Source organism: Phycicoccus jejuensis (assembly GCF_000720925.1).
Taxonomy (GTDB): domain Bacteria; phylum Actinomycetota; class Actinomycetes; order Actinomycetales; family Dermatophilaceae; genus Phycicoccus; species Phycicoccus jejuensis.
On sequence record NZ_JOEE01000008.1, the window covers coordinates 182,280 to 203,335 of the forward strand.

Here is a 21,056-nt window from a genome sequence, read left to right on the forward strand (position 1 = left end):
CGATGGAGGCATCCGACACCCCCGAGGAGGCGACGATGACCCTCTCGCTGACCGACGAGCTGCTGCTGCTCGTCCTCGACCCCGCGAGCGGACGACCCGCGATCGACAGCACGCGGCTGCGTGCCGTCGTGGGAGGAGCGACCGTGGCCCGTCTCGTGCTCGACGGCGCGCTCGCGCTCGACGGCACCGACAAGCGGGCCCGGCTGCGGCGCACCGGCACCGCCGTGCCCACCGAGCCCCGCCTGCGCGAGGTGCTCGACCTCGCGGAGGGCCGGCGGCCCAAGGACGTCGTCTCGAAGCTCGGCGGCGCCGGCGCGTGGCGGGACCGCGCGGGAGCGCTGCGCGACCTGTCGTTCCAGCGGATGACGGCCGCCGGCGTGCTGCGCCACGAGGAGACCAGGGTGCTCGGGCTCTTTCCACGCTCCCGCTGGACGGTGCTCGACCCCTCGCTCGTGCCGGCGCTGCGCCACCGCGTCGCTGCCGCCCTGGCCGACGGCGCGCCGGTGCCCGACGCCCGGACGGCCGCCCTCGTCGCGCTCCTGTCGTCGGTCGACCACCTCGCCGCCCTCACCGGGCTGCCGAAGCGTGAGGCCAAGCGGCGCGCCGACGCCGTGACCGCCGGGGACTGGGCCGCTCCGGCCGTCCGGGCCGCCGTGGAGGAGGTCAACGCCGCGGTCGTCGCCGGCGTCGTCGCGGCGACGGCCGCGACGACCGCCGCCACGAGCTGAGGGTCCCCCGCCACCGGAACTGCCGCGACCGGCACGGTCGCGCCTCGCTAGCATCGGGGCGTGCCGGGATCCCGGCACGTCCACCACCGCGAGGAGACCCTCACCATGGCTGCCCAGATCACCGTCCACGTCGCCGGGAGCGAGCGATCGGTGGCCGAGGGCACGACCTACGGCGACCTCTTCGACGGCGACCGCACCGTGCTCGTCGCCCGCGTCGACGGAGAGCTGCGCGACCTCCACCTCGCCGCCGCCGACGGCGAGGCTGTCGAGCCCGTGACCGCCGCCGAGCAGGACGGCCTCGACGTCCTGCGGCACAGCGCCGCCCACGTGCTCGCGCAGGCCGTGCAGGAGGTCCACCCGTCCGCGAAGCTCGGCATCGGCCCGCCGGTCCGCGACGGCTTCTACTACGACTTCGACGTCGAGACCCCGTTCACCCCGGAGGACCTCAAGTCCCTCGAGAAGGTGATGCAGCGCATCGTCAACGAGGGCCAGACCTTCCGCCGGCGCGAGGTGTCGGACGCCGACGCCGCCGTCGAGCTCGCCGACGAGCCGTACAAGATTGAGCTCATCGGCCTCAAGGGCGGGGCGGCCGAGGACGCCGCCGAGGGGGCGAGCGTGGAGGTCGGTGGCGCCCAGCTGACCATCTACGACAACGTCCGCCGCGACGGCACCGTCGCGTGGGGCGACCTGTGCCGCGGCCCGCACGTCCCCTCCACCAAGGTCCTCGGCAACGCCTTCAAGCTGATGCGCAGCGCCGCCGCCTACTGGCGCGGCTCGGAGAAGAACCCCCAGCTGCAGCGCGTCTACGGCACCGCGTGGCCGACCAAGGACGAGCTCAAGGCCTACCTCGACCGGCTCGCCGAGGCCGAGAAGCGGGACCACCGCAAGCTCGGCGCCGAGCTCGACCTGTACTCCTTCCCCGACGAGATCGGGTCCGGGATGGTCGTCTTCCACCCGCGCGGCGGTGTCATCAAGCGCGAGATGGAGGACTACGTCCGCCGGCGGCACATCGAGGAGGGCTTCCAGTACGTCGGGACCCCCCACATCAGCAAGGACGGCCTCTTCCACACCTCGGGCCACCTGCCGTACTACGCCGACACGATGTTCCCGCCGATGGAGCTCGAGCACGCCGAGTACCGCCTCAAGGCGATGAACTGCCCGATGCACAACCTCATCTTCCGCTCGCGCGGCCGCTCCTACCGCGAGCTGCCGATGCGCCTCTTCGAGTTCGGGTCGGTCTACCGCTACGAGAAGTCCGGCGTCGTCCACGGCCTGACCCGCGTGCGGGCGATGACCCAGGACGACTCGCACTCCTACGTCACGCCCGAGCAGGCCCCGGCCGAGATCGAGCACCTGCTCAAGTTCGTGGTCGGCCTCCTGAAGGACTTCGGCCTCGACGACTACTACTTCGAGCTCTCGACCCGCGCGACCGAGGGTGACAAGAAGGACAAGTTCATCGGCTCCGACGAGCAGTGGGAGGTGGCGACCGAGGTCCTGCGCTCCACCGCCTCGACCTTCGGCGTCGAGCTCGTCGACGACCCGGGCGGCGCCGCGTTCTACGGCCCGAAGATCTCGGTCCAGGCACGCGACGCCATCGGCCGGACCTGGCAGATGTCGACCATCCAGTACGACTTCAACCAGCCGCACCGCTTCGGCCTGGAGTACCAGGCCGCCGACGGCTCGCGCCAGGAGCCGGTGATGATCCACTCGGCGAAGTTCGGCTCCATCGAGCGCTTCATCGGGGTGCTCGTCGAGCACTACGCCGGCGCCTTCCCCGTCTGGCTCTCGCCGGTCCAGGTGCTCGGCGTGCCGGTGGCCGAGGAGTTCGTGCCGTACCTGCGCGAGGTCGGGGCGAAGCTCGCGGAGCACGGCGTCCGCTTCGAGGTCGACGAGTCCGACGACCGCTTCCCGAAGAAGATCCGCACCGCGAGCAAGTCCAAGGTGCCCTACGTCCTCATCGCCGGCGGCGAGGACCGGGACGCCGGCGCGGTGTCCTTCCGCTACCGCGACGGGTCGCAGAAGAACGGGGTGCCGGTCGACGACGCCGTGGCCGAGGTGCTCGAGGCCATCCGCACGAAGGCGCAGGTCTGACCACCCGTCACGTCCGTCACACGACACGCCGACGACACGCCGCCGGCCTCACAGGTCTGACATTTCTCGTCGGAAACGCTTGCGGCGCAGGCTGACCGAGGAGCAAGATCAGACCACTCCACACTTCGGTGGCGGAGGGAACGGACCGGACGAAGGACACCAGGCCCCGCGGCCTCGCCGCGAGGAGCCACCGGGTGATGACGGTGGTGGTGACCGGGGAGCCGGACCGCGAGACGCGGAGCATCACGACGCGTCACCCGAGGCCCCGGAACCACTCATACTGGTTCCGGGGCCTCACCCATTCCACCTCCTACCAGGGCGCCGGATGGGCCATGCTGGGCACGTGGAGACGACGAGGGACGTGCGGGTGCGCGAGGCGCTGCCCACCGACGCGTTCTCGGTCGCGGCGCTGCACATCCAGGACGAGCGGGAGCAGGGGTACGCGCTGCAGCCGGGCTTCCTCGACTCCTTCGCCGACGCCTGGCTGGCCGACCGCGCCCGCCGCACCTGGCTCGCGGAGGACGGCAGCGGCCGGCCGCTCGGGCTCGTGCACGGCACCCGGGTCCAGAAGCTGCCGAGCGCCCGCCGCCCGGCGGACGCCTGGTTCCACGTCAGCCTGCTCTTCGTCACGCCGGACGCGCGCGGCGCCGGGGTGGGAGAACGCCTGCTGCGCACCCTCGTCGCGTGGGCCGTGACCGACCGCGTGACCCGCATCCAGCTCAACGCCGTGCCGGAGGCGCGCGGGCTCTACGAGCGGGTCGGGTTCGGCGCCCCGTCCGAGCGCCTCATGGAGCTGAGGCTCGACCGCCCGACCTAGGGTGGGCGGATGCAGCCCACCACCTCCCGCGGAGTCCTCGTCACCGGCGCGTCCCGAGGGGTGGGAGCCGCCGTCGCCCGGGCCTTCGCCGAGCGCGGCGACCGCGTCGTCGTCCACCACCGCGGGCCCGGCAGCGCCGACCGGGCGGACGAGGTGCTGGGCTCGCTGGCCGGGGAGGGGCACGTGCGCCTGGCGGCCGACCTCGCCGACCCGGCCGCCGTCGAGGCCGTCGCCGCGGACGCCGTGGTGGCGCTCGGGCGCGTCGACGTGCTCGTCAACAACGCGGCGATGATCGCGGAGCCCGGCTCGTCGGCGAGCCGCCGCGGCGACCACCCGCTCGACGCGACGTCGTACGAGGACTGGGTCGCGGTGTGGCAGCGCACGATCGCGACGAACCTCCTCGGCCCGGCGAACCTCACGTGGTGCGTCGCCCGGCACATGCTCGAGGTCGCCCCGGCCGACGGCGTCCCGGTCGGCCGCGTCGTCAACGTCGGCTCCCGCGGCGCGTACCGCGGCGAGCCCGACATCCCCGCGTACGGTGCGTCCAAGGCGGGCCTGCACTCCTTCGGCCAGTCGATGGCGCAGCACCTCGGCCGGCACGGCATCGCCGTCACGAGCATCGCCCCGGGTTTCATCGCGACCGAGATGGCCGGCTACGCGATGGCCGACCCGGCCGCCGCCGAGGCCACCCGCGCCCAGAGCCCCTTCCACCGGGTCGCGCAGCCGGAGGAGGTGGCGGCGGCGGTCGTCGCCCTCGCCGAGCCGGCGGCCGAGTGGGCCTCGGGCGCCGTGCTCGACTTCAACGGGGCGTCGTACCTGCGCTGAGCCCGCCGGGGCGACGCACCTAGGATCGGGGGCATGGCCGACCTCGAGAGCACCGCCGACTTCGCTGGTGAGCCGGACGGCTTCGAGCGGCTGTGGACCCCGCACCGGATGGTCTACATCCAGGGGGACCGCCCCGACCCCGACGCCGGCCACGGCTGCCCCTTCTGCGCGGCCCCGGGCAAGAGCGACGAGGAGGGGCTCGTCGTCCACCGCGGCGAGCACTGCTACGTCGTGATGAACCTCTTCCCGTACAACCCCGGCCACGTCCTCGTCTGCCCCTACCGGCACGTCCCGCTCTACGTCGACCTCACCGACGAGGAGACGGCCGAGTTCACCCTGCTGACCAAGCAGGCCGTCCGTGCGCTCGAGGCGGCGTCGGCGCCGATGGGCTTCAACCTCGGGATGAACCAGGGCGCGGTCGCCGGGGCCGGCGTCGCGGCCCACCTGCACCAGCACGTCGTGCCGCGCTGGGGCGGCGACAGCAACTTCCTGCCGATCGTCGCGCGCACCAAGGCCGTGCCGATGCTGCTGGAGGACGTGCGCGCCCGGCTCGCCGCGCACTGGCCCGCCTGAGGCACCGTCAGGCGGAGTCGGCCGTGGCCCTCAGGTGCTCACGGGCCAGGCGGTCCGGCAGCACCTCGTAGCCGCGCGGCTCGCGCCGGAAGGTCCCCGTGCCGTGCGCGAGCGAGCGCAGGGCCACGGCGTAGTCGAGCAGCTCCAGGCGCGGCACCGCCGCCGTGAGCACCGAGCGGCCGGTGTCGCCCTCGGCCGGCTCGGAGCCGATGATCTGCCCGCGTCGGGTGCTGACGTCGGTCATCACCGCCCCGAGGTGCTCGTCGTCGACCTCGACCGTCACGGTGTCGATCGGCTCGAGCAGGCACAGCGACTGCGGGGAGGCGAGCTCGCGCAGCGCGAGCCCGGCCGCGGTCTGGAAGGCCATGTCGGAGGAGTCGACGCTGTGCGCCTTGCCGTCGGTCAGGGTGACGCGGACGTCGGTGACCGGCCACCCGGCGAGCAGGCCCTTGGCCAGCTGCGCGTGCACGCCCTTCTCGACGCTGCCGATGAACTGCCGCGGGACGGCGCCGCCGACGACGACCTCGGCGAACTCGACGCCGGAGCCGCGGGGGAGCGGCTCGAGGGTGAGGTGGCAGACCGCGTACTGCCCGTGGCCGCCGGACTGCTTGACGTGCCGGCCCTGCGCCTGCGACCGGGTCACCGCGGTCTCCTTGAGCGCCACGGCCACCGGCTCCTGCTCGACCCCGACGTTGAAGCGGTCGCGCAGGCGGTGCAGGACGAGGTCGAGGTGCGCCGGGCCGGTGGTCCACAGGACGACCTGGCCGGTCTCGGGGTCGTGCTCGATCCGCAGCGACGGGTCCTCGGCCGCCAGCTCGCGGAACGCGACGGGCATCCGGTCCTCGTCGGCGCGCGTCGCGGCCCGCACCGCCGCCGGCAGGAGGGCGTCCGGCAGCGCCCACGGGGTGACGAGGAGCGGGTGCGCGGGGTCGGAGAGGGTGTCGGAGGTCTGCGCGCCGGCGAGCTTGGTCACGACCACGACCTCCCCGGCCACGGCCTGCTCCTTCGCGAGCAGCTCACCGTCGAGCGGCGACCCGAGCGACCCGGGCCGCACGTCGTCGTCGTGCGCCTCGTGCCCCTCGCCGGTCGGGCCGTCGAGCAGCTCGAGGTGGCCCGAGACGTGCACGGGGCGGTCCGCGCGCAGCGTCCCGGAGAAGACGCGCACCAGCGAGAGGTGGCCGACGTAGGCGTCGGACTCGGTGTGGACGACCTCGGCGACGAGCGGGCCGTCCGGGTCGGCCGTGATCGGCACCGGGTCGCCGCCGCCGACGGGCGTCACGGTCGGCAGCGGACGCATCCTCGGGTGCGGGAACGCCGCCTCGACGAGGTGCAGCAGCACGTCGAGCCCCGCGCCGGTCTCACCCGAGACCGGCAGCACGGGGTGGAACGCGCCGTGGGCCACCGCCTGGAGCAGGTCGCGCTCGAGCGTCTCGAACGGCAGGTCCTCCCCGGCGAGGTAGCGGTCCATCAGCTCCGGGTCCTCGGACTCCTCGATGATCCCCTCGACGAGCCCCGGACGGTGCGTGTCGAAGGCGTCGGCGTGCTCCGCGCCGGCGGGCCGCACCGTCCGCGCGCCCCCGGCGTAGTCGTGGATCTCGCCGAGCAGGAGGTCGGCGATGGAGGTCACCGCGCCGTCGGCGCCCGCCACCGGGACCCCGAGCGGCTGGATGCCCGCGCCGAAGTGGGCCCGGCAGTCCTCGAGCGTCGCGACGAAGTCGGCGTCGCGGGCGTCGAGCTGCGTGACGACGACCGCCCGTGGCATGCCGACGACCGCGCACTCGTGCCAGAGCTGGCGCGAGCGGGCGTCGGCGCCGTCCGCGGCGGAGACGACGAAGAGGGCGGCGTCCGCAGCACGCAGACCCGCCCTCACCTGCCCGACGAAGTCGGGGTTGCCCGGGGCGTCGAGGAGGGTCATCACCACCTCCCCGCACGCGAGGGTCGCGGCCCGCAGGCCGGAGGGCTCCGAGCCCTTCGACCGGGTCCCCGACCGCGGGGCGAGCTCCTCGACGACGCGGTCGAAGAGCCGCGAGGTCCCCGCGCCGCTCGGTCCGAGGAGGAGGACGGTGCGCAGGCGGGTGGTGTCCGTGACGGTCGGGGCCGGTGTTCCGCTCATGCCCCCAATCAACTCCTCCCCGGCACCCTGCACAAGAGGATCGCGGGCCCCCACTACGCTGACCGGACCATGCTCAACCGATACGCGCGCGCGTTCTTCACGAAGCTCCTCACCCCGGTCGCCTCGCTGCTCCTGCGGCTCGGCATCAGCCCCGACGTCGTCACCGTCATCGGGACCATCGGCGTGGCCGCGGGCGCGCTCGTGTTCTACCCGCGCGGCGAGTTCTTCGTCGGCACCCTCGTCATCACGGCGTTCGTCTTCTCCGACACCGTCGACGGCATCATGGCGCGGCGCCTCGGGCGCTCCAGCAGCTGGGGCGCCTACCTCGACTCCACGCTCGACCGGGTCGGCGACGCGGCCGTCTTCGGGGGCCTCGTCCTCTGGTACGCGGGCAACGGCGGGAACGCGTACATGGCCGCGCTCGCGCTCGCCTGCCTCATCCTCGGCAGCGTCGTCTCCTACGCCAAGGCCCGCGCCGAGGGCCTGGGGATGACGGCGAACGTCGGCATCGCCGAGCGCGCCGACCGGCTCGTCGCCGTCCTCGTGGCCACCGGCCTCACCGGGCTGTTCTCCATCCCCACCGTCTTCCTCGGGGTCGTCCTCGCCGTCCTCGCGCTCGCGAGCCTCGTCACCGTCGTCCAGCGCATCCTCGAGGTGCGTCGGCAGGCGCTGGGCGCCGCGTGAGGGGAGTGCCGGCGCGGCTCGGCGACGCCGCCGTGCTCGCCGGGCACCGCCTGGGCTGGGCCGCCGTCCGGCGGATGCCGGAGCGCGCCGCCTACCGGCTCTTCGACGCCGTCGCCGACCTCACGGTCGCCCGGGGCGGTGCGGCGCGGATGCGCGCCAACTACGCGCGGGTGCGCCCCGAGCTCGACGACGCCGCGCTCGACGCCCTCGTCCGCGACGGGATGCGCTCCTACCTGCGCTACTACTGCGAGGCCTTCCGGCTGCCGGAGCTCGGCCCCGACGAGCTCGCCGCGCGCGTCCGGCTCGAGGGCGACGCCCCGGTGCGCGAGGTGCTCGACGCCGGCGGCAGCGTCGTCTGCTTCCTCGGTCACCTCGGCAACTGGGACCTCGCGGGCGCCTGGTGCACGGTGCACCTCGGCCCGGTGACGACCGTCGCCGAGCGGCTCGAGCCCGAGGAGGTCTTCCGCGAGTTCCTCGCCTTCCGCGAGGGCCTCGGGATGACCATCCTGCCGCTCACCGGGGGGCCCGCCGTCTTCCCGGCGCTGCGCGAGGCCGCGCGCCGCCCCGGCCTCGTCCCGCTGCTCGCCGACCGCGACCTCACCCACCAGGGCGTCACCGTCGACCTCTGCGGCCACCCGGCGCGGATGGCGCCCGGTCCCGCGGCCCTCGCCCTCGCCGAGCGCCGGCCGCTCTTCCCGGTGTCGATCCGGCACGAGCGACGCGGCCGCGGCTGGGGCATCGTCATCACGTTCCACCCGGCGGTCACCGTGCCGGAGACCGGCGCCACCCGCGAGAAGGTCGTCTCGATGGTGCAGCAGTGCGCGGACGCGCTGGGCTCCGCGGTGCGCGAGCACACGGCCGACTGGCACATGCTCCAGCGCGTCTTCCTCGAGGACCTCGACGAGGACCGCCTGGCGCGGCAGGGTGTGACATCGTGAGGATCGGGATCGTCTGCCCCTACTCGTGGGACGTGCCGGGAGGCGTGCAGTTCCACGTCCGCGACCTCGCGGAGGTCTTCATCGGGCAGGGCCACGACGTCTCGGTGCTGGCACCGGCCGACGAGGACTCGGACCTCCCGTCGTACCTCACCTCGTGCGGGCGCGCCGTGCCGGTGCGCTACAACGGCTCGGTGGCCCGGCTGACCTTCGGCCCGGTGACCTCCGCGCGGGTCACCCGCTGGCTCGAGACGGGCGGCTTCGACGTCGTGCACCTGCACGAGCCGGTCACGCCGTCGGTCTCGCTCATGGCGCTCTGGGCGGCCGAGGAGCCGGTCGTCGCGACCTTCCACACCTCGACCGTCCGCTCCCGGGCGATGCACGCCGCCAACCCGCTGCTGCGGCCCTCGCTGGAGAAGATCCGCGCCCGCATCGCCGTCTCGGAGGACGCCGCGCGCACCGTGCGCCGGCACCTCGGCGGTGACACCTACATCATCCCCAACGGCGTGCACGTCGACGCGTTCGACGTCGCGCCCCGCCGTCCGGGATGGACCGGCACCCCGGACGCGCCGACGCTCGCGTTCCTCGGCCGGGTCGACGAGCCGCGCAAGGGCCTCGGGGTCGCCCTCGCGGCCCTGCCGGCGGTCCTCGACGTCCACCCGCGGGCCCGGCTGCTCGTCGCCGGACCGGGGGAGGCCGACGACCTGCTCAAGCGGGTCGAGCCGCGCGTGGCCGCCGCCACCGTCGTCCTCGGCGCCGTCTCGGACGCCGACAAGGCCAGCCTCCTGCGCTCGGTCGACGCCTACCTCGCGCCGCACCTCGGCGGCGAGAGCTTCGGCATCGTGCTCGTCGAGGCGATGGCCGCCGGCGCACCCGTCGTGGCCTCCGACCTCTCGGCCTTCGTGGCGGTGCTCGACGGGGGGCGCGTCGGCGTCACCTTCGAGGCGGGCTCGGCCGCCGCGCTCGGTGAGGCCGTCGTCGGCCTGCTCGCGGACCCCGCCCGCCGCGAGCACCTGTCCCGCGAGGGCCGAGACCGGGCCCGCACCTTCGACTGGTCGCGCGTCTCGGGCCAGGTGATGGCCGTCTACGAGACGGTGCTCGAGGGCGCGCACGCCGAGCTCGCGGAGCCGCCCCGCGGCCTGTGGAGCCGGTTCGTCCGCAGCGTCCCGGGGACGGGGGGCTCGTGAGCGACGTCGACATCCTCCAGGTGACGACCTTCGTCGTCATCGTCCTCATCGTCGCCGCCTGGTACCTCTCGTACGCGGCGGCCCGGCTCGACCGGCTGCACGCCAAGGCCGAGGGCGCGATGAGCGCGCTCGACGCCCAGCTCGTCCGCCGCGCCGAGGCCACCCTCGAGCTGGCCAACAGCGGCGCGCTCGACCCGGCCACCGCCCTGCTGCTCGCGGACGCCGCGACCGAGTCGGTCGAGCGCACGACGGAGCACCCACTCGCCGAGGACCTCCTCGACGGGCAGCACTTCGGCGGGCGCGAGGAGGTCGAGTCCGCACTGAGCGAGGTGCTCTCGGTCACCCTCACCGACGACGTCGTGACGCGGCTGCGGGCCGACGGCGACGAGCTCGTCGATGAGTCGCTCGACCGCATCGCCTCCAGCGCCCTGCGGGTGCGGATGGCCCGGCGGTTCCACAACGACGCGGTGCGCGAGGTGCGCCGGGTGCGCGGGAAGTGGGTCGTGCGCGTCTTCCGGCTGGCGGGTCACGCGGCGCTGCCCGAGCGGGTCGAGTTCGACGACGACCTGCCCTCCGCCCTGGCCCGCTGAGCGCTGTCGAACCGTGGTCGGGAGCACCCGCGCGACCGTCCTAGAATCGCGCCCATGACCGAGCAGCAGAGCGCCCCCACGACCACCGGCACCGGCACGACCCGCGTCAAGCGCGGCATGGCCGAGATGCTCAAGGGCGGCGTCATCATGGACGTCGTCACCGCCGAGCAGGCGAAGATCGCCGAGGACTCCGGCGCCGTCGCCGTCATGGCCCTCGAGCGCGTCCCCGCCGACATCCGCGCCCAGGGCGGTGTCTCGCGGATGAGCGACCCGGACATGATCGACTCGATCATCGAGGCCGTCTCGATCCCCGTCATGGCCAAGGCCCGGATCGGCCACTTCGTCGAGGCGCAGGTCCTGCAGTCCCTCGGGGTCGACTACATCGACGAGTCCGAGGTGCTCACCCCGGCCGACTACGCCAACCACATCGACAAGTGGCAGTTCACCGTCCCCTTCGTCTGCGGTGCGACCAACCTCGGCGAGGCGCTGCGCCGCATCACCGAGGGCGCGGCGATGATCCGCTCCAAGGGCGAGGCCGGCACCGGCGACGTCTCCAACGCGACGACGCACATGCGCTCCCTGCGCAAGGAGATCAACCGCCTGCGCTCGATGGAGCCCGACGAGCTCTACGTCGCCGCCAAGGAGCTCCAGGCCCCGTACGACCTCGTCAAGGAGGTCGCCGAGACCGGCAAGCTGCCCGTCGTGCTCTTCACCGCCGGCGGCATCGCCACCCCGGCCGACGCCGCGATGATGATGCAGCTCGGCGCCGAGGGCGTCTTCGTCGGCTCGGGCATCTTCAAGTCCGGCAACCCGGCGCAGCGCGCCGAGGCCATCGTCAAGGCGACGACCTTCCACGACGACCCCGACGTCATCGCCAAGGTCTCGCGCGGCCTCGGCGAGGCGATGGTCGGCATCAACGTCGACGAGATCCCGCAGCCGCACCGCCTCGCCGAGCGCGGCTGGTGACGGCCGGCGCTCAGGGGTGGCTCGGCGCGGGTGGGGCGCCGGGCACCTCGAGCGCCACGTCGTCGACGTAGCAGTAGAACCACTCCTCGCCGGGCTCGAAGGAGCGCACGACCGGGTGCTCCGTGGCGTGCGCGTGCGCCGTCGCGTGGCGGCCGGGTGAGGAGTCGCAGCAGCCGACGTGGCCGCACTCCTGGCACAGCCGCAGGTGCACCCACGTGCCGCCGTCGCGCAGGCACTCCACACAGCCGTCGCCGCTCGGGGTCGGGGGCGTGGGGTCGGTCAGGTGCGTACAGGGCATCGGGTCCTCCTCGGTGGTGGTGACGAGCCGGACCGGCTCGCAGTCGGGGCGGCCCGTGGCGTCGACGCGGGTCGCGAGCGGTGGCGCGCCCACCCCGGCGCAGAACGTCAGCTGCCGGTCGCCGGCCGCGGGGGCGAGGACGTCGTCGCGCACCGTGAGCCACCCGAGCACCCCGCCGGCGGCGAGGGCGGCCGCGCTGACCCACAGGGCGACCGCGAACCCGGCGTCGAAGGCGACCGGGTCGTCGTAGGCGCGCCCGGACAGCCCGGCCACGGCGGGGACGACGGCGACGGCCAGCAGGCCGGCGGTGCGGGCCACGGCGTTGTTGACGCCCGAGGCCATCCCGGCGTGCTCCGCCGGAGCGGCCGCCAGCGCCGTGGCGGTGAGCGGCGAGACCATCGTCACGAGGCCGAGGCCCAGGACGAGCACCGCCGGCAGGACGTCGAGCAGGTACGACGCCCCCGGGCCGAGCCGCAGCATGAGGAGCACCCCGGCCGCGGCGACGACCGGTCCGGCCGCCATCTGCCGCCGGGGCCCGAGACGCGCGGCGAGCGCGCCGGAGGTCGAGGAGAGCAGGAGCATCACCCCGGTCACCGGCAGCAGGGCCGTCCCGGCCGCGATCGGCGAGAAGCCGGACACCACCTGCAGCTGGACGACGAGGAGGAGGAAGACCGCCCCGAGGCCCGCGTAGACGAGGAAGGTCACGAGGTTGGCGGCACGGAACTGCGCCCCCCGGAAGGCGTCGAAGGGGAGCATCGGGGAGGGGGCCCGCCGCTCGACGACGACGAAGGCGGCGGCGGCGAGCAGCCCGGTGACACCGGCGACGAGGACGGCGGCCGAGGCGCCGGACTCGCCGGCCGAGATCAGGGCGTAGGTGGCCCCGCCGAGGGCCAGCGCGCCGAGCACCGCGCCGGCGACGTCGACCGGGCCGCTCGCGCCGGGGTCGCGGCTCTCGGGGACGTGCCGCACCGCGAGGACGACGACCACCGCGGCGAGCGGGACGTTGACGAGGAACACCCACCGCCACGAGAAGGACTGGACCAGCCAGCCCCCGAGGAAGGGCCCGACCGCGGTGGCCACGCCGCCGAGGCCCGACCACGCGCCGATGGCCCGGCCGCGGTCGACAGGGGCGATGCTCGCCTGGATCATCGCGAGGCTGCCCGGCGTGAGCAGCGCCGCGCCGACCCCCTGGAGGGCCCGGGCCGCGACGAGGAGCCCGGCGTCCGGGGCGGCTCCGCACAGCAGCGAGGCGACCGCGAACCACACCACCCCGACGACGAACACCCGCCGGCGGCCGAACCGGTCGCCGAGGACGCCGCCGAGGAGGATGAAGGCCGCCAGCGTCAGGGCGTAGGCCGAGACCACCCACTGGAGGGTCGCGAAGTCGGCGTCGAGCGAGGCCCCGACGGCCGGCAGCGCGACGTTGACCACCGTCGCGTCGATGCCGGCGAGCGCCGAGCCGAGGATCGAGGCGACGAGCAGCCACCGCCCGCCCGCCGAGGCGAGCGGGAGCCCGCGGTCGGTGGTGACGGAGGCGGCGCTCACCGGACCATCGAACCAGCCGACGGGCCTCAGGTCACCTGGGCGCGCTCCGCGAACTCGGGCCGCTCGTGCTCGCCGCCGTCGAGGACCGCGACGAGCTCCTCGGCGGCGCGCAGGACGTCGGCGTGGGTGAGGTACATCGGGCTGAAGCCGAGCCGCACGATGTCGGCCTCGCGGAAGTCGCCGACGACGCCCCGGGCGATGAGCGCCTGGACGACCCCGTAGGCCCCCTCGTGCCGGATGCTCACCTGCGAGCCGCGCCGGGCGTCGTCCCTCGGGGTCGCGACCTCGAGGTCGGGCAGGAGGGTGTCGAGGCACTCGAGGAAGTAGCCGGTGAGCGAGAGCGAGCGGGCCCGCAGGTCCGCCACGTCGACGTCGTCGTACGCGGCGAGGGCCGCCTCGAGCGCCAGCATCGACAGCAGCGGGGGCGTGCCGACGCGGCCGCGCGCGATCCCGGCGGCCGGCGCGAACTCGGGCGCCATCGCGAAGGGGGTCGCGTGCCCGTTCCACCCCGACAGCGGCTGGTCGAAGGCGTTCTGGTGGCGCTGCGCGACGTAGAGGTAGGCCGGGGCGCCCGGCCCGCCGTTGAGGTACTTGTAGCCGCACCCGACGGCGAGGTCGACCTCGTGGGCGTCGAGGTCGACGGGCAGCACCCCGGCCGAGTGGCAGAGGTCCCAGCACACGAGGGCGCCGACGGCGTGGGCCGCGCGCGTGACCGCCGGCAGGTCCCAGAGCTCGCCGGTGCGGTAGTCGACCGAGCTGTAGGACGCGAGCGCGAGGTCGTCACCGAGCTCGGCGATGCGGGCCGGGGCGTCGGCGGGGGAGACGTGCTCGACGACGAGCCCGGTGTCGCGGGCGGCGGCGGCCGTGACGTAGAGGTCGGTGGGGAAGGAGGCGGGGTCGGTGAGGACGACGCGCCGCCCCGGGCGCATCCGGGCGGCCGCGACGACGACCTTGAAGAGGTTGACGGTCGTCGAGTCGGTGCAGACGACCTGCCCGGGGGCGGCGCCCACGAGCGCCCCGACGCGGTCGCCGACGCGGGTCGGCGCACCCCACCAGTCGGCCTCGTTCCAGCTCGCGATGAGCCGCTCGCCCCACTGCCGGTGCACCACGTCGGCGACCGCGTCGGCGACACCGGTGGGCAGCGCGCCGAGCGAGTTGCCGTCGAGGTAGACGACCCCCTCCGGCAGCACGAAGCGGGAGCGCAGGTCCGTCCCAGCGTGGTCGGCGTCGAGGTCCCGGGCGCGGGCGGTCAGCACTGACGACATGGCCCGACGCTATCCGGTCCGCCCCTCGGCACCTCGCGCGCCGTCCGGCAAGCACCTCGCGCAGGTGATGGACGTTCGGCCACACTTGCGCCTCCGAGTTGCGGACATCCCTGCGGTGCAGTCACGGACGTCCCACACTCGACGTCATGCGGGGAGCCACGACGACACAGCCACCGGACTGTCCACAGGCGCGCAGCGCGGAGCACCAGGAGCTGCTCGAGGAGTCGCGCGCGCTCATCCTCACGGCGCAGACCCCGGACGCCCTCGACCGTCTCCGGCTCGAGGAGATCGCCTCGCGCGCCGCGCAGGAGGGCTGGGTCGACGTCCTCATGGTGCTGGAGTACGTGCGGCTGCTCGCCGCGGACGGTGCCGTCGAGCGGCGCCGTCACCTCGTCCGGCTGCGCGAGCGCGCGCGGGCGCAGGGCGACATCGTCTGGGAGGCGCTGGCCCTGGCCCAGGGCGCCACCGCCGAGATGTGGGACGACCGGCCGCGGCTCGACGCGGACCGCGACCTGACCCGCGCGACCGTCCTCCTGCGCGGGGCGCCGCGGGGCCACGAGATGCTCGGCTCGGCGCACGTCGAGTGCGCGACCGGCTACCTCGACCGGGACATGTGGGACCTCGCCCTCGAGCACACCTCGTCGGCCGCCGACCAGCTGGGGAGCGACGAGCGCGACGCCTGGCGGATGGCCACGGCCATGTACAACCGCGCCGAGATCCAGCTGCGCCGGCTGTGCGTGACCCGCCAGACCGGCCCGAGCGAGGACCTCCACGAGCTCGGCATCCTCGCGCGCGGCGCGGTGCAGCGGGTGCCGCTCCAGCTGCTGCCCGAGAGCTGGCAGGTGGACCTGCACATCTTCGAGAACCTCATCGACGCCATCGCGCCGCCCGCCTCCGGGACGCCGCGCCCGCCCGCGGACGAGGAGAACGCGGAGTTCGCGACCTACCTCGGTCTCGCACGCTCCTTCACCGAGCCCGACCCCCGCACGGCGCGCGAGCACCTCGCCGCCGCGATCGAGGCCTGGGACCGGGTCCGGATGCCCGAGCTGTACCTGCTGGCGCTGACCCGTGACGCCGAGCTCGAGGCCGAGGAGCTGGGCTACGAGACGGCCGGCTTGCGGGTCGCCCGGGAGCTGGCGCAGCGGCGCCAGGAGGCGCGCATCGCCGCCCTCGAGGCCATCGGCTCGCTCATCCAGAACGAGTACCTGTCGAGCGAGCACGCCCGGCTGAGGGTCGCCGCCGAGGTCGACGCGCTGACCGGGGTCGCCAACCGGCGCGGGCTCGAGGCCCACGTCGACGGGCTGCTCGGCGCGGAGCCGGGCACCGTGCGCGACGAGGTGACGCTCGTCCTCGTCGACGTCGACCACTTCAAGTCGGTCAACGACACCCACGGCCACGAGGTGGGCGACGAGGTGCTCGTCCGGGTCGCGAGCTGCCTGCGGACGGTCGTGCGCGGCACCGACCTCGTCGTGCGCTGGGGAGGGGACGAGTTCCTGCTCCTGCTCGACACCGAACGGCTCGACACCGCCCTGCACCGGTGCCTCGACCTCGCCGAGCTCGTGCGCAGCGACCACTGGGAGGACCTCGCCGACGACCTGCGCGTCACGGTGAGCGTCGGGCTCGCGGTGGGCAAGGTCGCCGACCTCGACGGCCTGCGCCACATGGCCGACCGCGCGCTCTACCGCGCCAAGGAGCGTGGGCGGGACGGCGTCTCGGTCTGACGCGGGGCGCCGTCAGGCGTCGAGGGTCATGAGCAGCACCGGCTCGCGGTCGGCGGGCAGCCAGTGCGGGCGCGCCTCGCCGACGACCCGCCAGCCGCGGCGCCGGTAGAGGTCGGCGGCGACGGAGTGCTCCTGGACGACGTCGAGCACCGGGGTGCGCCCGAGCGACCGGACGTGCCCGACGGCCACCTCGAGCAGCCGGGAGCCGAGCCCGAGGCCGCGGCGCGCGGGGGCGACGAAGAGCGTCGACACCGTGCCGAGCCGCGCGGCCGGCAGCCCGGTCGCCTCGACGAACGCCGCGGTCTCCCAGCCCTCCCCGGGCTCGAGGACGGCGACGTGCCCCGCGACCGCGTCGTCGACGGTCACGACCCAGGCGCCGAGCTCGCCCGGCCGGACGACGAACTCCTCGACGGGGAAGGGCAGCGGCCAGCGCACCGGGTAGCGCGAGGCCGGCTGCTGGGCCGCGAGCACCTCGACGAGGGCAGGGACGTCGGCGGGCCGGCGGGGGCGCACGGTGGGCTCGGGCACCGGTGCAGCCTAGGTCGCGGCGGCCCGTAGAGTCGGTCGGCGTGACCACCACCCCCACCGTCGGCGTGCTCGCCGTGCAGGGCGACGTGCGCGAGCACCTCGTCGCCCTCGAGCGCGGCGGCGCCCGCGCCGTCACGGTGCGCCGGCCCGCCGAGGTCGAGGCCGTCGACGGGCTCGTCCTGCCCGGCGGCGAGTCGACGACCATCGACAAGCTCGTGCGCGCCTTCGACCTCCAGGCGCCGCTGCGCGAGCGCATCGCGGCCGGCCTGCCGGTCTACGGCTCCTGCGCCGGGATGATCCTCCTCGCCGACCGCCTCGCGGACGGTGCGGCCGGTCAGCAGACGCTCGGGGGGATGGACATCCTCGTGCGCCGCAACGCCTTCGGGCGGCAGGTCGACTCCTTCGAGGAGGACCTGCACATCCGCGAGCTCGGCGGCGAGCCGGTGCGCGCGGTGTTCATCCGGGCGCCGTGGGTGGAGGAGGCGGGGGAGGCCGTCGAGGTCCTCGCGCGGGTCGAGCACGGCCCGGCCGCGGGTAGGATCGTCGCCGCGCGGCAGGGGGACCTGCTGGTCACGTCCTTCCACCCGGAGGTGACCGGTGACCACCGGGTCCACCGCCTGTTCGTCGACATCGTGAAGCAGAGCCAGAGGGAGCGTTCATGAGCGGCCACTCCAAGTGGGCGACCACCAAGCACAAGAAGGCGGCGATCGACGCCAAGCGCGGCAAGCTCTTCGCCAAGCTCATCAAGAACATCGAGGTCGCGGCCCGCACCGGCGGTGGTGACCCGGCGGGCAACCCGACGCTCTACGACGCGATCCAGAAGGCCAAGAAGTCGTCGGTCCCCAACAACAACATCGACAACGCGGTCAAGCGCGGGTCCGGTGCGACGGCGGGCGGGGCCGACTGGCAGACCATCACGTACGAGGGCTACGCGCCCGGCGGCGTGGCCCTGCTCATCGAGTGCCTCACCGACAACCGCAACCGCGCGGCGGCCGAGGTGCGCACCGCTCTGACCCGCAACGGCGGCCAGCTCGCCGACCCGGGCTCGGTGGCCTACGTCTTCAACCGCAAGGGCGTCGTCATCGTCCCCAAGAGCGACGACAAGGGCGAGGACGAGATCCTCGAGGTCGTCCTCGAGGCCGGGGCCGAGGAGGTCAACGACAACGGCGACGCGTGGGAGGTCGTCTCCGAGGCGACCGACGTCGTCGCGGTCCGCACCGCGCTCCAGGACGCCGGCATCGACTACGACTCGGCCGAGGCCTCGTGGGTCCCGAACCTCCAGGTCCCGCTCGACGCCGACGGCGCGAAGAAGATGATCCGCGTCATCGAGGCGCTCGAGGACTCCGACGACGTCCAGGACGTCTTCGCCAACGGCGACATCCCCGACGACGTCCTCGCCGAGCTCGACGCCGAGGACTGACCGGCGCCGCGTGTCGGTGCCGGGGGAGCGACCCGCGGGGTCGTAGCGTGGGTGTCGAACACCTGTTCCATCGGTCGGTTAAGGAGCCCGCGTGCGCGTCCTCGGTGTCGACCCCGGCCTCACCCGCTGCGGCCTCGGGGTCGTCGACGGTCGGCTCGGGCGTGCCCGGATGGTCGCCGTCGGCGTCGTCCGCACACCGAGCGACGGCGACCCGGGGGAGCGGCTGGTCTTCCTCGAGCGCGAGATGGAGGGCTGGCTCGACCGCTACCGGCCCGACGTCGTCGCCGTCGAGCGGGTCTTCGCCGACTCCAACATCACCAATGTCATGAGCACCGCGCACGCCACCGCCGTCGCGCTGCTCGCCGCCACCAAGCGTGAGGTGCCCGTCGTCTTCCACACCCCGACCGAGGTCAAGGCGGCCGTCACCGGCTCCGGTCGCGCGGACAAGGCCCAGGTGACCGCGATGGTCACCCGCATCCTCGGCCTCGCGACCCCGCCGAAGCCGGCGGACGCCGCCGACGCCCTGGCCCTCGCCATCTGCCACGCCTGGCGCGGCGCCCAGTCCGCGCGCCTCGACGCCCTCGCGAAGGCGGCCCGCGGATGATCGCCTCGCTGCGCGGGCCGGTCGGCCACGTCGGGCTCGACCACGTGGTCCTCGAGGTCGGCGGCGTCGGGATGCTGGTGCACACCACCCCGGCGACGGCCGCGGCCTGCCACCGCGGCCAGGAGGCCGCGCTCGCGACGACCCTCGTCGTCCGCGAGGACTCCCTGACCCTCTACGGCTTCGGCAGCCCGGCCGAGCGCGACATGTTCGAGACCGTCCAGACGGTCTCGGGCGTCGGGCCGCGCCTCGCCCTCGCGATGCTCTCGGTCATGGGGCCCGACCAGCTCGCGGCCGCGTTGTCGTCGGGCGACGCCAAGGCCCTGACCGCCATCCCCGGCATCGGCGCGAAGTCCGCCCAGCGCCTCGTCCTCGAGCTGCGCGACAAGGTCGGCGCCGTGCGCACCGGCGCCGGGCCCGACGCGCCCGCCCCGGTCGTGCCCGGCGATGAGCCGTGGCGCGGCCAGGTCGCCGAGGCCCTCGTCGGCCTCGGCTGGTCCGCCAAGCAGGCGGGCGACGCCGTCGAGCGGGTCGCCGGCAGCGCCCCGGCCGACGCCGACATCGCCGCGCTGCTGCGCCTGGCCCTGCGGGAGCTGCGGCCGTGAGCGCGTCGCGGGCCTGGGGGAGCGAGGTCCACGAGGCCGACGACCGCGAGGACGACGGCTCCTTCGACGCCACCGCCCGGGTCGTCGACGCCGGGGGCAGGGACGACGAGCGGGTCGTCGAGGCCGCGCTGCGCCCGCGCCGGCTCGCCGAGTTCCCCGGCCAGCCTCGCGTGCGCGACCAGCTGGGCCTGGTCCTCGAGGCCGCGCGCCGCCGCGGCAGCCCGCCCGACCACGTCCTGCTCTCCGGCCCGCCGGGCCTGGGCAAGACGACGCTGGCGATGATCGTCGCCGCCGAGCTCGAGCGCCCGATCCGCGTGACGAGCGGCCCGGCCATCCAGCACGCGGGTGACCTCGCCGCCGTCCTCTCCAGCCTCGACGAGGGCGAGGTCCTCTTCCTCGACGAGATCCACCGGATGAGCCGCTCCGCGGAGGAGATGCTCTACCTCGCGATGGAGGACTTCCGGGTCGACGTCATCGTCGGCAAGGGCCCCGGCGCCACCGCGATCCCGCTCGAGCTGCCGCCCTTCACCGTCGTCGGCGCGACGACCCGCGCCGGGCTGCTGCCGGCGCCGCTGCGTGACCGGTTCGGGTTCACCGGCCACCTCGACTACTACGACACCGCCGACCTCGTGGCCATCCTGCGCCGCTCGGCCGGCCTGCTCGGGGTCGAGGCCGACGCCGACGGCATCACCGAGGTCGCCGGCCGCTCGCGGGGCACACCGCGCATCGCCAACCGCCTGCTGCGCCGGGTGCGCGACTGGGCGCAGGTCCACGGCGACGGCCACGTCGACCACGCCGCCGCCCGGGCCGCCCTCGCCCTCTTCGACGTCGACGACGCCGGCCTGGACCGCCTCGACCGCGCCGTCCTCGAGGCCCTGTGCCGCCGGTTCGCCGGCGGGCCGGTCGGTCTCTCGACCCTCGCCGTCGCCGTGGGGGAGGAGTCGGACACCGTCGAGACGGTCGCCGAGCCCTACCTCGTGCGGGAGGGCTTCATCTCGCGCACCCCGCGCGGGCGGGCCGCGACCGCCCGGGCCTGGAGCCACCTCGGGCTGCACCCGCCGGCCGGCGCCCCGCAGCAGGGCGCCCTGCCGCTGCTCGACGACGGCCCCGGCCGGCTCGGCGGCTGACCCGCGCCGCCGCGGCGGGCCGGGCACGCGCCGGCGTGTCGGATCGTTGGTGGGGCGTCCGCGTCTCGCCTACAGTGAGTCCTCGGCCCGGTGCTCCCGGGCCGACCCACTGTTCACCACAGCGCGGGGGGACCCCCGCTCCGAAGGACCAACTCCGATGTCTTCCGGCTCCGGCTCCGGCCTCGCCTACCTCCTGATCCTGGGACTGCCGTTCCTCCTCCTCGTCTGGATGTTCTTCACCCAGCGCAAGCGCGGGCAGCAGGTGCAGGCCCTCCAGGCCTCCCTCGCGGTCGGCGAAGAGGTCGTGACGACGTCGGGTCTCTACGGCACGATCACCGCGCTCGACGACCAGGTGGCGACGCTCGACGTCGGCAGCGGCGTCGCGCTGCGGTTCGACCGCCGGGCCATCGGGATGCGCGCGGGAGAGGTGCGCTGAC

General features: G+C 74.6%; 21 protein-coding genes. 17 read left to right on the forward strand and 4 right to left on the reverse strand.

Features of this window, described 5'->3' with window-relative positions; translation table 11 throughout:
• Nucleotides 1-2: 2 nt before the first annotated feature.
• The 5 genes from IG69_RS0115640 (at nucleotide 3) to IG69_RS0115660 (ending at nucleotide 5,034) form a co-directional block, all read left to right on the forward strand.
• Complete coding sequence (locus tag IG69_RS0115640; protein WP_051750634.1) at nucleotides 3-728, forward strand: GOLPH3/VPS74 family protein; 726 nt, start codon at nucleotides 3-5, stop codon at nucleotides 726-728.
• A 105-nt stretch (nucleotides 729-833) separates the two neighbouring features.
• Nucleotides 834-2,819 carry a threonine--tRNA ligase gene (gene thrS, locus IG69_RS0115645; protein ID WP_030529109.1) on the forward strand — a complete coding sequence of 662 codons (1,986 nt, stop codon included), beginning with the start codon at nucleotides 834-836 and terminating at the stop codon, nucleotides 2,817-2,819.
• A gap of 343 nt (nucleotides 2,820-3,162) precedes the next feature.
• A complete protein-coding gene (locus tag IG69_RS0115650; protein ID WP_169742081.1) occupies nucleotides 3,163-3,636 on the forward strand; it encodes a GNAT family N-acetyltransferase in 474 nt (157 codons plus the stop codon).
• Between the two features lie 9 nt (nucleotides 3,637-3,645).
• Entirely contained in the window at nucleotides 3,646-4,461 is an 816-nt protein-coding gene (locus tag IG69_RS0115655) for an SDR family NAD(P)-dependent oxidoreductase (protein WP_030529111.1), read from the forward strand.
• 33 nt (nucleotides 4,462-4,494) lie between these two features.
• Nucleotides 4,495-5,034, forward strand: coding sequence for an HIT family protein (locus IG69_RS0115660; RefSeq protein WP_030529112.1), 540 nt, complete (start codon nucleotides 4,495-4,497; stop codon nucleotides 5,032-5,034).
• Between the two features lie 7 nt (nucleotides 5,035-5,041).
• On the opposite strand, the gene IG69_RS0115665 is transcribed toward IG69_RS0115660, so the two are convergent.
• Nucleotides 5,042-7,147: an elongation factor G gene (locus IG69_RS0115665; protein ID WP_030529113.1), complete on the reverse strand. Its 2,106-nt coding sequence runs from the start codon at nucleotides 7,145-7,147 to the stop codon at nucleotides 5,042-5,044.
• Nucleotides 7,148-7,216: 69 nt separating this feature from the next.
• Here IG69_RS0115665 and pgsA point away from each other — a divergent pair, with 69 nt between their 5' ends.
• The 5 genes from pgsA to pdxS are packed head-to-tail and all read left to right on the forward strand — an operon-like array spanning nucleotide 7,217 to nucleotide 11,509.
• Nucleotides 7,217-7,831 (forward strand): phosphatidylinositol phosphate synthase, encoded by a 615-nt coding sequence (gene pgsA / locus IG69_RS0115670; protein ID WP_030529114.1) that lies wholly within the window; start codon nucleotides 7,217-7,219, stop codon nucleotides 7,829-7,831.
• A complete protein-coding gene (locus IG69_RS0115675) occupies nucleotides 7,828-8,769 on the forward strand; it encodes a phosphatidylinositol mannoside acyltransferase (protein WP_051750636.1) in 942 nt (313 codons plus the stop codon). The genes pgsA and IG69_RS0115675 overlap by 4 nt, the downstream gene beginning before the upstream one ends.
• Nucleotides 8,766-9,953: a glycosyltransferase family 4 protein gene (locus IG69_RS0115680; protein WP_030529116.1), complete on the forward strand. Its 1,188-nt coding sequence runs from the start codon at nucleotides 8,766-8,768 to the stop codon at nucleotides 9,951-9,953. Before IG69_RS0115675 ends, IG69_RS0115680 begins: the two co-directional genes overlap by 4 nt.
• The gene (locus tag IG69_RS0115685) at nucleotides 9,950-10,543 is read left to right on the forward strand and encodes a hypothetical protein (protein ID WP_051750637.1); all 594 of its coding nucleotides are present in this window, start codon (nucleotides 9,950-9,952) and stop codon (nucleotides 10,541-10,543) included. Before IG69_RS0115680 ends, IG69_RS0115685 begins: the two co-directional genes overlap by 4 nt.
• Nucleotides 10,544-10,597: 54 nt before the next feature.
• Nucleotides 10,598-11,509, forward strand: coding sequence for a pyridoxal 5'-phosphate synthase lyase subunit PdxS (pdxS, locus tag IG69_RS0115690; RefSeq protein ID WP_030529118.1), 912 nt, complete (start codon nucleotides 10,598-10,600; stop codon nucleotides 11,507-11,509).
• Between the two features lie 10 nt (nucleotides 11,510-11,519).
• Here the strand turns inward: pdxS and IG69_RS0115695 are convergent, their stop codons facing one another.
• A complete protein-coding gene (locus IG69_RS0115695) occupies nucleotides 11,520-13,352 on the reverse strand; it encodes a DHA2 family efflux MFS transporter permease subunit (RefSeq protein ID WP_157577660.1) in 1,833 nt (610 codons plus the stop codon).
• Nucleotides 13,353-13,378: 26 nt separating this feature from the next.
• Nucleotides 13,379-14,617, reverse strand: a complete 1,239-nt coding sequence (kynU, locus tag IG69_RS0115700) for a kynureninase (protein ID WP_030529120.1) — start codon at nucleotides 14,615-14,617, stop codon at nucleotides 13,379-13,381.
• Nucleotides 14,618-14,763: 146 nt separating this feature from the next.
• Here kynU and IG69_RS21205 point away from each other — a divergent pair, with 146 nt between their 5' ends.
• Complete coding sequence (locus tag IG69_RS21205; RefSeq protein ID WP_051750638.1) at nucleotides 14,764-16,338, forward strand: GGDEF domain-containing protein; 1,575 nt, start codon at nucleotides 14,764-14,766, stop codon at nucleotides 16,336-16,338.
• 12 nt (nucleotides 16,339-16,350) lie between these two features.
• Here the strand turns inward: IG69_RS21205 and IG69_RS21210 are convergent, their stop codons facing one another.
• On the reverse strand, nucleotides 16,351-16,866 hold the full coding sequence (locus IG69_RS21210) for a GNAT family N-acetyltransferase (RefSeq protein WP_051750639.1): 516 nt from the start codon (nucleotides 16,864-16,866) through the stop codon (nucleotides 16,351-16,353).
• A 41-nt stretch (nucleotides 16,867-16,907) separates the two neighbouring features.
• Between IG69_RS21210 and pdxT the strand changes: the two genes are divergently transcribed.
• The 6 genes from pdxT to yajC all read left to right on the forward strand — a co-directional run bounded on the left by pdxT (nucleotide 16,908) and on the right by yajC (nucleotide 21,055).
• Nucleotides 16,908-17,528 carry a pyridoxal 5'-phosphate synthase glutaminase subunit PdxT gene (gene pdxT / locus IG69_RS0115715; protein WP_030529123.1) on the forward strand — a complete coding sequence of 207 codons (621 nt, stop codon included), beginning with the start codon at nucleotides 16,908-16,910 and terminating at the stop codon, nucleotides 17,526-17,528.
• Nucleotides 17,525-18,286, forward strand: a complete 762-nt coding sequence (locus IG69_RS0115720) for a YebC/PmpR family DNA-binding transcriptional regulator (RefSeq protein ID WP_030529124.1) — start codon at nucleotides 17,525-17,527, stop codon at nucleotides 18,284-18,286. Before pdxT ends, IG69_RS0115720 begins: the two co-directional genes overlap by 4 nt.
• Before the next feature lie 91 nt (nucleotides 18,287-18,377).
• Entirely contained in the window at nucleotides 18,378-18,890 is a 513-nt protein-coding gene (gene ruvC / locus IG69_RS0115725; protein ID WP_030529125.1) for a crossover junction endodeoxyribonuclease RuvC, read from the forward strand.
• Nucleotides 18,887-19,492 (forward strand): Holliday junction branch migration protein RuvA, encoded by a 606-nt coding sequence (ruvA, locus tag IG69_RS0115730; protein ID WP_030529126.1) that lies wholly within the window; start codon nucleotides 18,887-18,889, stop codon nucleotides 19,490-19,492. The genes ruvC and ruvA overlap by 4 nt, the downstream gene beginning before the upstream one ends.
• Nucleotides 19,489-20,619, forward strand: a complete 1,131-nt coding sequence (gene ruvB / locus IG69_RS0115735; RefSeq protein WP_030529127.1) for a Holliday junction branch migration DNA helicase RuvB — start codon at nucleotides 19,489-19,491, stop codon at nucleotides 20,617-20,619. The genes ruvA and ruvB overlap by 4 nt, the downstream gene beginning before the upstream one ends.
• 157 nt (nucleotides 20,620-20,776) lie before the next feature.
• Nucleotides 20,777-21,055: a preprotein translocase subunit YajC gene (yajC, locus tag IG69_RS0115740; protein WP_030529128.1), complete on the forward strand. Its 279-nt coding sequence runs from the start codon at nucleotides 20,777-20,779 to the stop codon at nucleotides 21,053-21,055.
• Nucleotide 21,056: the final 1 nt, after the last annotated feature.

Bases quoted from the DNA above. Each gene is read 5' to 3' on its own strand.
- IG69_RS0115640 (WP_051750634.1), top strand. From the start codon at position 3: ATGGAGGCATCCGACACCCCCGAGGAGGCGACGATGACCCTCTCGCTG.
- thrS (WP_030529109.1), top strand. From the start codon at position 834: ATGGCTGCCCAGATCACCGTCCACGTCGCCGGGAGCGAGCGATCGGTG.
- IG69_RS0115655 (WP_030529111.1), top strand. From the start codon at position 3,646: ATGCAGCCCACCACCTCCCGCGGAGTCCTCGTCACCGGCGCGTCCCGA.
- IG69_RS0115660 (WP_030529112.1), top strand. From the start codon at position 4,495: ATGGCCGACCTCGAGAGCACCGCCGACTTCGCTGGTGAGCCGGACGGC.
- IG69_RS0115665 (WP_030529113.1), bottom strand. From the start codon at position 7,147: ATGAGCGGAACACCGGCCCCGACCGTCACGGACACCACCCGCCTGCGC.
- pgsA (WP_030529114.1), top strand. From the start codon at position 7,217: ATGCTCAACCGATACGCGCGCGCGTTCTTCACGAAGCTCCTCACCCCG.
- pdxS (WP_030529118.1), top strand. From the start codon at position 10,598: ATGACCGAGCAGCAGAGCGCCCCCACGACCACCGGCACCGGCACGACC.
- kynU (WP_030529120.1), bottom strand. From the start codon at position 14,617: ATGTCGTCAGTGCTGACCGCCCGCGCCCGGGACCTCGACGCCGACCAC.
- IG69_RS21205 (WP_051750638.1), top strand. From the start codon at position 14,764: ATGCGGGGAGCCACGACGACACAGCCACCGGACTGTCCACAGGCGCGC.
- IG69_RS0115720 (WP_030529124.1), top strand. From the start codon at position 17,525: ATGAGCGGCCACTCCAAGTGGGCGACCACCAAGCACAAGAAGGCGGCG.
- ruvA (WP_030529126.1), top strand. From the start codon at position 18,887: ATGATCGCCTCGCTGCGCGGGCCGGTCGGCCACGTCGGGCTCGACCAC.
- yajC (WP_030529128.1), top strand. From the start codon at position 20,777: ATGTCTTCCGGCTCCGGCTCCGGCCTCGCCTACCTCCTGATCCTGGGA.